Here is a 10,891-nt window from a genome sequence, read left to right as displayed (position 1 = left end):
GCGCCGGGCGTATGGGTTGCGTTGAATTCGATTCGCCTCTCGACCTGCATCTCCTGAGCAACCGGGAAAGACGATGCTGGTTGATGCCCTGAAACAAACCTATCCGTTGCCAGAGCCGTTATCCGCCGTGAGGCTTGCCCGCAGTTCCTACTTCTACCACCGTGCACGTCTGCTTGTCGCTGACAGGCATGCTGGTGCGCGTCGCGTCATTGCAGACATCTTCGAATGCAATTACTGCTGTTACGGCTATCGCCGAATCCGGGCGGCGTTGGGCAGGCAGCGGGTATTTGTCTCAGAGAAGGTCGTGCGACGTTTGATGCGACAGGACGGCCTGACCGCTGCATCGACCAGACGACGTCGCCATGGCTCCTATCGTGGAGAAATCACTCCCGCTCCGGAGAATCTCATCAATCGTGATTTCCGTGCAGCCGCCCCGAATCAGAAATGGCTCCCTGACATCACCGAATTCCGGTTCTCTGCGGGCAAGGTGCATCTGTCGCCGGTAATAGACTGCTTCGGCGGGCTCGTTGTGAGCAGGTCAATCGGCACACGGCCAGACACTGAACTCCTCAATGCCATGCTGGATTCGGCCGTCGACTCGGTGGCTGATAGTGATGATCGGCCAGTTGTCCACTCCGATCGCGGCGCGCACTATCGCCGGCCGGGGTGGCTGTCCCGCATGCGCGACGCCCAGCCTGTACGTTCGATGTCACGCAAAGGATGCTCACCTGATAACGCGGCCTGTGAAGGCTTCTTCGGACGGCTCAAAACAGAATTGTTCTATCCTCGTGATTGGCGGGCTACGACCGTTGATCACTTCATTGAAGTCCTCGACTCGTACATCCGCTGGTACAACGCAACCCGGATCAAGGTCTCGCTGGGCTCCCGCAGCCCACTTGAATACTGGAAAAGTCTTGGAATCGTGGGATAACCGGTCTAGGTTTTTTGCCGCACCCCACTGCGGTCAGTGTTCCAGTTGTAGTACAAAAGCGAACTGAATACAGGCCCGAATGGGCCCACGAGGTGTAGCATTTTAGCGATGATGGAAATCATTACAAATTACGTAACTATTGATACATTTCGCTTGATCTGGGCCGTGGCGTGCGGACGCCACAACGATTTTGGCTTGTTTTGCCCTATTGAACCGCGCCCCACCCCGTGAAACATCCTCGAAAAATCGCCTCCTAAACCCGCCCTACGCCATGCTGTATGGCTGTCCGGCGAGATTCCCGATTGCACACCGATTGTTTCACGCCGGCGAAGTGCAGCTCGTACGCTTACCGCAAGGTTGCAGCGATTCCTTTCAGAACCCCGAAGCGAAAGCCACGGCGCGGTCGCGCCGGGTCGTACTGAATGAATATTGCAGCCTAAGGAACGCGCCTCTACTTTTACTTCGCGCCACGTCAGCGCGAGACTACCCATCGCACGGCTCGCCCTGGACGTGGAAGACGTTCGCCGGTTCACGGCACCTGACATCCGTTCGCCGTACCTGGCTCTGGTGCGCGCCATGCCGGCGCTGTCGCCGCCCGCCTGCACCATCGTGCGCGCGATGGTGCAGGCGTACGACAAGGCGCTGTTCGGCGGCGGCAGCGTGCTGGCAGGGCTGCGCGCCGTGTTCCGGTGCGGCCATGTCGGTTTCGCCCAGACGGCCGTGCTGACGGAGCCGCATCCGCGCATGCCGGCGGAGGTGCTCGTGCTGATGACGCGGTTCCAGGAGACATTCCGGCTGCACCCGCATGCGCATCTTGCGCTGGCCCGCGACGCACTCGCCTCCCTCGCCCTGCCGGCGCGCACAGCCCCATGCAGTCCCCTGGGTGAAAAGCCGCCCCACCTTCCTGCCGAGCATGGCAGGATGCGCGCCGCGAGGCGCCTCAAACCATCCGACAGGACCAGATCGTTAGTTGCGTTTATAACAATCGACCGGAACCCGCCATACCAGAACCGCTGCACCTGCAACGCCAGTTCTCGTCAAACGACGTCGCCGCGCTGCGCGCCTTCGTGCAGCGCTTGCCGGCGGCGACCATCGCACACACGTACTACGGATCCGGACGACGGTCATGTCACCACGCCTGGCGCAATGGAGCGCCGCCTGCGCGGCATGCTCGCCACGCCGGTGGACCTCGCGATCAAGCACGGCTCGCCCGTGCTGGCCGACCACCTGAAGGCCTCGATCCCGAGGCACAGCAGCGCGAACGTGACCGCCGACGTGCTGAAGATGGTCGAGGATGCCGCGCGGCTCGCCGTGACCACGCCGGAGGCCAGCCACGGCACCGGCATGTGGTTCCGTCCGATGGCGGCCCGCCACCTGAAGGGGCGCAGCATCGCGACGCTCGACGACCCAGTGGCGTACTGCAACGCGCACGGCGGCAGCTGGTGGTGCTCAGTCCCGCGCATCGGGGCGGGGCGTCCGGCGGATCGTGGCGTGGCTGCGCCGCCACGAGGCCTTGACCGGCCGGCAGGTCGAGGCCGACGTCGATCTCGCCGATCCGCTCGTCGCGGCCGCCGCGGACCTCATCGTGGTCGGCGGCGGGCGGGCCCCCGCTCGCGTCGCGCTCCGCGAGGCTCTGAACGGGTCCAAAGGCATCACCGGGTTCCCCCACTTCCAGGCACACGACAATCTGGGCGCGATCCGCGCCTACCTGCATCTCTACGCGAGCAGCCGAAGACACTGCGCGCGTACACGAAGGAACTGGAGCGCTTCCTGCAGCAGGCCGTAATGGTTCGCGGCAAAGCGCTCCGCTCGCTGTTCGTTGACGACTGCGAGGCATACAGGGACTTCCTGAAGCATCCCTCGTTCGCCTTCGTCGGCCCGAGAGCGCCCCGAAGCTCGAGGCGCTGGCGTCCCTTTGTGGCAGTCAGTCTGGGCCCGGAATCCCAACTGTACGCGATCCGGGCGCTACGCCCTGCCTTCACGTGGCTCGTCGATGCCCGCTATCTGGCGAGCGATCGCTGGAAACTCGTCACGACCCCGTGACGGTGGAACGGGAAGTAACCCTACCGGTGGAGCGGGCGCTGCCGTGGCCAGTTTGGAATGATATCAGTGCGCACGCGCGTCTTCGCAGCACCGCCATAGGGGAGCAGCACTGGCGGATTGTCCATGCGCTGATGCTGCTGCTCGGCGACTCCGAGCTGCGCCGGGAGGAAGCCGCGGGGGCCGGGCGCGAGGCCCTGCATTCCTTTGTGGCCGACGATGGAACGGAGTCGTGGACGCTCGTCGTCATCAGGATGCGCAGGCGCGAGCGCACAGTGCCGGCAAGCCCCGAAACGGTCGGCGCCATCCGCGCTCACTGGCGTGACCGCAGTGAGGACTTCGACGCCCCGGCCGCGGCGAACTCCTGCTCTCGCCGCTCGTCATCCCCGATACCGATGCTGCCCGTCGCGAACACGAGGGGAAGCAGAGGATGCCCTATGCGACCAACGCCCTTAGCCGGCTCATCGACTGGCTGAGGCTACGGCTACTTGTCGAACAGGAGACGCTAACACCGGGCGTGCATGCGGTGCTCGAGCAGATGGTGCCGCACGCATTACGGCACACTTTGGCACGCTCGCAGCCGCCAATGACGTACCTATTGACGTTGGCCAGAAGATTCTCGGACACCAGTCGGTGCAGACGACCTCCATCTACGTCCAAGCTGAACGGCCGCGCGTCATGCGAGAGATATACGTGCTGAGCACCGCTTCGGAGTAACCGGTCGTGCGGCAAAGGGCGAAGGGCTTATTGGGTCGGCGTGTGCTTTCCTTGCCTGAAAGCACGCGCGCAGCGCACTCCCGACGCGCTGTCATTCGGGTCGTTGGAGACCCAACCGCGATGCCCTCGGGCCACGGCGGCGCTTCACGCTGGACTTGGCGGTCGTGACGCCGGCTGGCCATGCCCGAGCTACAGAAGGTACCAGCACCGCTTGGTGGGCCAGTCGCCAAGGTCGTGTCTCTAATAGAGACACAATGCGTCCCGCGGATGATAGACTGGGCCGCCCGTGGCCAAACGGGTCCACAACATGGTGGGCCTAACCAATCTTCAAGGCGGCCGCGTGGCACGAGTGGGACACAGCGCTACGTACTGTCGGTCGTCGCACATGTGTGTCTCTAATAGAGACACACACCGAGATGGCGGTATCAGGGATCAGGCAACCTTGACCATCCCGACGCGCTGCTGATCAATTGGCCCTGCAACGCTACTCGTCGGCCGTGAACAACTGGCTGATCAATGTCCGAATCTTTTGCTCCTGATCGACGGACAACATCCCCGCTTTGATTTTGACGGTGAAGCCGCCGTGGTCCTTCGTGATCGACCCAGCCTGCTTCTTTCCTGCAAAAATTTTCTCAATGTTCCGGTCCGTTACGGCGGTCGATTTGCCATCGCTCTCGATCGACTGTTTGATCGCCTTAGCCAGCTTCGTTTGCTCCAACTCTCCCGCGACCACTTTAGCCCAAAGCTCCCGGGCAAGTTCGTGCGCTCGCATGCTGCCGTTACGAAGCACTGACACCACATCCTGCGCAGCGTTCGCGCCCAACAAGCGGGGTTCAAGGTCCAAGTCGCTCAGAACAAAGTCCGGCAGATCAGCGTAGGAAAGGTAGCGGTATAGCTCGGAGCGTGCAATTCCCAACGTCTCGGCCAAGCGTTTACGATTCGGAAACTCCCGTTCAGTCTCGCGGATTGAACGCGAGATTTCGTAGTCAGCCAAGCCGTCACGAACAACGTTCTCGACGAGGGCAAGCATCGCCATATCCTCGTCGGAAATATCGACAACGACGACCTTAATCGTCTCCTTACCGATCATCTTGTGCGCGCGCCAACGCCGCTCGCCTGCCACGATCTGGTAGCCAGTAGATGCGCGACGGACGACGATCGGCTGGATCAAGCCAGCCTCGCGGATAGACTCTGCGAGTTCGGCGAGCTTCGCCTCGTTGAACACCTTTCTCGGCTGCCACGGATTTGGCGCGATATTCGACACATCCATCTCGGACGTCGAACCCGCCTTTTCGAGCTCCGCAACGCGCTGCTGCGCGGCCGCCAAAGCGCCTGCCATTCCAGGTGCAGTACGCGGAGGCGCCGCTGTCGGTTGCTGTGAGTCCAGCTGGATGTCCTTTGCCGACCGCAACTCGGCAGTCTTGTTCATCATCCGTTCACGAAGGTTGCTCATTGCCCCGATCTCCATTGAGCCACGTATTGATCGTCGATCCACTTGCAATAGTCCATCAACGGCTGCTTCACCCGCGCCAAAGTTTTCGCGACCGCGTCCGAGCGCGAAAGGTCGAAAACGGTGGAGAACGCCAGCGCTCCATTACTCATTACTGAGCTCGCAGGAATTTCCGTCGTGTGAAGCCACTCGCCATATGCGCGCTGAGCCCATGAACGGACTACCGGCGCCGACGATGTGCTCCCGTAGTCGACCTTCGATAGCAGGACAGAGATGAAGTCGTAGGTCTTATCGACTTCGTGCTCCACGAAGCCTGTTGCGACCTCCGCGAACAGCGACCAGAACGAAACGGAGGAGATAAAGTCGAGGCTCTCGGGAACCAGGGGCATGACCATCGAATCCGCGGCCATCAACGCGTTCAAAGTCATATATGAAAGAGCCGGCGCGGTGTCTAGCACGATGTAGTCGTACTGAGCCCGCAGAGGCTCGATGCCCTGCCGCAAAACCGACCAGAATTCGAAGCCGGGGTTCGACTTCTGCGCCGTAGGGAGATGAAATTCGGCATCGTGCAAGTAGTTGTGAGCAGGTATCACGTCGATGCCGTCCCAGTACGTACTCTGGACCTTTGCGCCGAGACCACCCTCGATATCCGGCTCATAAATGAAAGGCAGGACCGTGTCTTCCCAAGTCACATCCTTCTCGGCGTATAACCCACACAGTTCAGACAAAGACGCTTGCGGGTCCAGATCAATGACCAACACCTTACGCCCTCTGAGGCTCAAGCCTTGGGCGATACACATCGTTGTTGTGGTCTTACACGATCCGCCCTTGAAGTTAGCGGTTATCAGCACGCGCCCCCTGTGTTCACGCGTGCCAGTGACTAGCGGCGTCTGGTAAATATCCGAGACCTGCTGGACCCAGGCCCGGACGTCCTTCAGTGAGAATATCCGCGCACGCCCGGTGCCATTCGCTTGCCCAGCGGGAAGTTCACTGCCTTCCTTCGTCGCGAGGTAGTTGATTTTCTGACGGTCAATGCCACAAAGTTCTGACAGCTCGCCTATCGTGAACGACGGCGCGCTTTTGCGTGGCCTCGGTGCCAGAATCTGTTCCCGCAGTTCGTTCGTCATGACAGATAGGCGCTTTGCAAACTCTCCGAGATTCGAGAGTTTCACGCGCCGCTCGATGCCCGGCAGTTCGCTCATTTTCATGCGATGGTTCCTATTGGTCTCAATGGTGAGGTGATTTTTCGAAGCCGACCTATGATTTCCACAGTTTATGCAGATTTTCGGATCAACCGTAGAATAGCCGTATTACCTTCGAATCGCCAACAGAATCTTCGAACCGTGCTCCTTTTCTGGTTTTTCCCACGGTAGACCGCGTTATTCCACGCGTATACGAGTAAGCGAGTCGTCCGAAGGTGAGGTGAACTGTGCATTCCGGCGGCTGCGGACGCGTGAATGCGACAAGTCCATCACAAATTCCCTCACCTTATGGGCTCCCATACAGGGCCATTCTGTGTGTCACAGTGAGTCCAGCACAATTCACCTCACCAATCGTCGCGGCTCCCTTCCATCATGCTTCGGGCGCGAACGTTCAGGGATACCCTTTACGCGACCGCAACGCCCGTGCAATTTCTCTCTTACATTGCCGTAGCGGTTTGTACGTTTTTGATAAGACAAAAAACCACCACACCACCAACCAGCGGAGGAAAACCTCAGACAATCAGTGGGTTAGCTCTACAAGGTGAGGTTCTCTGTGTGTGAAGTGCTGTTGATTGAGCAAAGACGTGCGGCCTTTTTCCCAATACGGTGAGGGAAATTGGCGCGAAAGGTGACCTAATTGGGCGCGACGGTGAGGCGAATTGTGCGTGCAGCGGAGGCAGAGTGAGGTTATCTGTGAAACTGGCGGCCCGAAGGTGAGGTAACGTGTGTTGACACTTCACCTTGACCTCGGTACCGTACCGCTCGCGATGATTGAATAATGAGCAAGGAGCTCGCATGGCAACAGCGGGGCAGGTGGCCACTTCCCGACAACTGGCATTGGCGTTGTTCGACGATGCCAACGCTGAGGGATTGTCCGTTGATGCAGCCCGCTCTGATATCGGCTTTCCGCGCAAGAACGTCCTCATCCGGATCGTTGATCTAGGCGTTGCCGCCCGACGCCTGGTCGATGCAGCATATTTCATCGTAGCGCAAGAAGAACGGGTCCACGATCTCTACGATGTGGAGCTGGACTACTTCAAGTGGCTGATGCGCTACTCGAGCCGCAACAACACTCACCTCGAACAGGTCATCACGGAGGCTCAGAAGGCCTTAATTCAAGCTACTGCCGCCCCGGTCGATGGTGAAAAACCGTTCGGCTCCGTGCAACTGATTGGCCGCATTACCTACCAGGGTGGGCGGTTTCAGTTTCGGGTTTCACCCGAAATGATTTCGATCATCCGCGGCCCGGGCAAGTCCCACTGGCTGAGTCTACGAATCACCTCACTCTTCACCCTTAGTTACGCGCGGGTTATGTACGACCACCTTCTTCCTTACGCGGATGACGGTATCACCGACTGGTTCACACTCGACGAGTTGCGCGCATGGCAAGGTGAAATGGGAGCCAACGCGCAGGTGTTCAAGTATTTCAAGCGCGACTGGCTGGAGCCGGCGGTAAAGCAGATAAACGAAGTATCGGACCTCACGCTCTCATATGAGACGCGAAATGAGCCCGGATCGCGCAAAATCGGGCGCTTACGCTTTCGCTTGGAGCGGAAGGACATGGCCGAGCGCATGCTGCACACGCATGAAGAAGCTCAAGCGATCTATAAGACCCTGAAACAGGAGTTTGGCCTGTCGAGCGACCAATTCAATCAGATCGCTGCGAATCGAGGCGTGTACACGGACGAACGGATCCAGCAGGCGATTGAGCGAACGCGGTTCAGTCTTCGTCTGGGGAAAGTCACGAAGAGCCCCGCCGGCTTCTTTATGAAAGCCTTGAAGGAGGGATGGGTCGTATCAGAAGCAGAGCGTCAGATGATCGACGTTCAGCAGACACTCGCCTTGTCCGAACAACGTGCGACTGAAGAAAAGGCAAAGGCGCAAACTCTTGCCGCTGTACAGTCAGCCGCGCTCGAAACGTCGGCGCGAGATCGTATGCGCGAAGAAGCTCGGCTCGGTCGCGACGCATACGAACATGCCGATCAGAAGCAAAAGGACGACTGGCTTCGATCGTACCTGTCATCAGCTGCCGGCAAGCTGACCCTCAAGCGCCTAAAGATCGACCCTTCGAGCGTCAATGAGGCGACGGCACTCAGCGACCCGGACTTAGCCGGCGATTTCGCGCGCTTCGTGTTCAACAAGGCAAAGCCGAAGACATCGACGGCGCGGCCACTGTAGCCCGGAGCGGACGATTGGCTGCGGATTGTGCGGCATCCGTTTTGTGCGCCAAATGGCGAATCGTCACTGATCGAATCACTCTGTACACCTAATTGATTGGCGCATTGACGGCTGCACCAGCAGCGCTACGTTTGGACGCGGCGGCGCCGGCCAGTCCATACGGTTGTTCCTCGTCTATCGCGGCCTCATTCCATTCCGTTCATCGGAACTCTTTTCGCGACCGTCTACAGCGGGCCATAGACTTTCACCCGCCGTTCGACACTAAGAGCTGTCTTGCGTCAGCGCATACGCATCTCCGGGATTTGCTCAGACTTTGTCTCCGACGTCGAGCTGCTCTCGCGCCGTGTCGGCAATAGCGTCGAAGATTCCGAACGAGGCGTAGTCCACGGTATCCGGCGTCGTCGAGTGTCAAGAGGCAAAAGCTCTACAAAAACTGCACCATTCCGCCTTTTCCCGTTCAGGCGCCTGAACGCGAATTTGCCTATTCTTTGTGCACGTCATAATGAAATCAGGTACTTAGCGCAGGGCGAGCTCCGCGAAAAGTGTGAAACCGTGAAACATGAACCGTGTCTTTGCCGCTCATGCCCGGCAACGCCGAAAGCTCCACAAAAACTGCACCATTCCGGTTTTTCCTGTTCACGCGCCTGAACGCAACCTCCCCTCACGGCGGGCCGGGCGCAATGCTATGCAAATTGACGGCCCTTTTGCCCCGAAAGAGCCGATGCCCGACTGTTCCAATTGACGCGAGCCAACCTGTCCGCGCGCGTCATGCCCCTCTTTCGTCGTTCCCGTAAGGATGTCGCCCTCTCGACCGCACCGGGAGGGTATTCCGAAGAAGATCCCGAGAAGATCATCTTCGACCACGGCACGCGCCTGCGGGTCGAGGCCAATCACTGGAAAACCCTCTGCTTTGTGCTCGCGTTCGTCGCGGTCGGCGCTGTGTGGACGCGCAAGCCGCCGCCGTCGGTCGTCAAGGCTTACGGCATAGCTGCCGACGCGGGAGGCCGACCGCTCATCAAGCAGCTTGCGGCATACAAGCCGGACGACCAGGCGCTGCGCTCTTCGATTGCCGACTCGGTCCAGCGCTGGTTCACGATCGAGCCTGTCCTCACGCCGACAATCGAGGATTCGCGACTGGCCCGCAACATTAACGCCGTGAAGGCGCAGATGGTCGATAACGGGAGAAACCAGTTCGCGGACTGGCTGCATCAGGACGCGCCGTTCCAGTCCATCACGAGCAACCCCAAGCTCGTGCGCGAGGTGAAGGTCAGCAGCGTGTCGGTGCTCGACGACTCCACCGTCGTCGTCGAGTTCTCCACGTCCACCACGCAGCTCCCGTCCGACAAGCCGGTGGTACAGCGCTACGCGCTCACGCTGCGTTACCAGATCGTGCCGGCCAGCTCGGACGATGCCGTGGGAACCAATCCGTTCGGGATCTTCTTCCCGTTCTTCACCCTCCAGAAATCGGTATGACGATGCACGCCCCCCGAGCCCTGCTACTCGTCGTCGCGCTCGCAGGCGCGATCGTCCTGCCGGGTCCCACGTTTGCCGCGTCGCGGCCGGCGCCAGCACCCGCTGCAGGGGCGCTCGACGTTGGCGCGATCGTTGGCGATCCGATGAGCCCGGTGAACCCCTACAACTCGGGCACTGACCCGGTCACGATGCCCAACGACGCACGCATCGTGGTCTTCAACTACAGCCGGGACCAGATCTTCCGCATCATCACGGCGCCCGCGAAGAACACAACGATCGAGTTCGCGCCCGGCGAGAAGCTCATTGCCGACCCCGCGATGGGCGACTCCGTGAGCTGGCTCATGGACACCGACGGCGCGAACCACGTGTTTATCAAGCCCGTCAGGCCCGGGCTGGTGAACACCCTGCACCTCACGACGAACCTGCGCGAGTACGACATGACGCTCGTGTCTTCGCCGCTGGGCGGTCTCTTCTACCAGAGCGTGCGTTTTCACTATTCAGGTTCGCTGATGGCCAGGGTGCACGCGCGGGAGACAGCTGATGCATCGGCCGGTGACAGGGCAGGGGACGATGCCTCTGGCAGGGACAGCAGTGCCACAGATTCGGGACCGCTGGGTGTTTCACCCGACAAGCTCAACTTTGACTACAAGGTCGACGGCTCCGCACCGTTCAGGCCACAGACGGTGTTCGACGATGGCCGGTTCGTGTGGCTGCGTCTGCCGCCCGACGCGCCGTTCGCCGTGCCGATCGTGAAGGATCATGGCGACGACGTAAGCCCGAACTTCATCCGGCGCGGCCCGTACATCGTGGTTCAGCAGATGGCGGACAGGATCGTGCTGCGCGCGGGCAATGACGAGGTGATCGTCACGCGCCGCAAGCCTGGCCTTTTCGGGTTCTGAG

At 60.2% G+C, this 10,891-nt stretch carries 6 protein-coding genes and 1 pseudogene; 5 read left to right on the top strand and 2 right to left on the bottom strand.

Features of this window, described 5'->3' with window-relative positions:
• Positions 1–931 (top strand): annotated as a pseudogene (locus tag PXJ20_RS27060) (IS3 family transposase); the annotation flags it as partial.
• A gap of 510 nt (positions 932–1,441) precedes the next feature.
• Positions 1,442–2,974, top strand: coding sequence for a phage integrase family protein (locus PXJ20_RS27055; RefSeq protein WP_421032803.1), 1,533 nt, complete (start codon positions 1,442–1,444; stop codon positions 2,972–2,974).
• A 1,198-nt stretch (positions 2,975–4,172) separates the two neighbouring features.
• Here PXJ20_RS27055 and PXJ20_RS27050 read toward each other — a convergent pair.
• A complete protein-coding gene (locus tag PXJ20_RS27050; RefSeq protein WP_421032802.1) occupies positions 4,173–5,141 on the bottom strand; it encodes a ParB/RepB/Spo0J family partition protein in 969 nt (322 codons plus the stop codon).
• Entirely contained in the window at positions 5,138–6,346 is a 1,209-nt protein-coding gene (locus PXJ20_RS27045; RefSeq protein WP_421032801.1) for a ParA family protein, read from the bottom strand. The genes PXJ20_RS27050 and PXJ20_RS27045 overlap by 4 nt, the downstream gene beginning before the upstream one ends.
• A 789-nt stretch (positions 6,347–7,135) precedes the next feature.
• On the opposite strand from PXJ20_RS27045, the gene PXJ20_RS27040 reads away from it, so the two are divergent.
• From PXJ20_RS27040 to PXJ20_RS27030, 3 genes are all read left to right on the top strand, one after another.
• Positions 7,136–8,518: a replication initiation protein gene (locus PXJ20_RS27040; RefSeq protein ID WP_126879544.1), complete on the top strand. Its 1,383-nt coding sequence runs from the start codon at positions 7,136–7,138 to the stop codon at positions 8,516–8,518.
• 768 nt (positions 8,519–9,286) lie between these two features.
• Positions 9,287–9,991, top strand: coding sequence for a type IV secretion system protein (locus tag PXJ20_RS27035; protein ID WP_421032965.1), 705 nt, complete (start codon positions 9,287–9,289; stop codon positions 9,989–9,991).
• A gap of 2 nt (positions 9,992–9,993) precedes the next feature.
• Positions 9,994–10,890 carry a TrbG/VirB9 family P-type conjugative transfer protein gene (locus PXJ20_RS27030; RefSeq protein ID WP_421032964.1) on the top strand — a complete coding sequence of 299 codons (897 nt, stop codon included), beginning with the start codon at positions 9,994–9,996 and terminating at the stop codon, positions 10,888–10,890.
• The last annotated feature ends 1 nt before the right edge of the window (position 10,891 follow it).

This window comes from Paraburkholderia sp. A1RI_3L (assembly GCF_048957895.1).
Lineage (GTDB): Bacteria > Pseudomonadota > Gammaproteobacteria > Burkholderiales > Burkholderiaceae > Paraburkholderia > Paraburkholderia kururiensis.
Note: the sequence above shows the minus strand (reverse complement) of the source record. Positions and strands in the feature narration are given on the sequence as shown.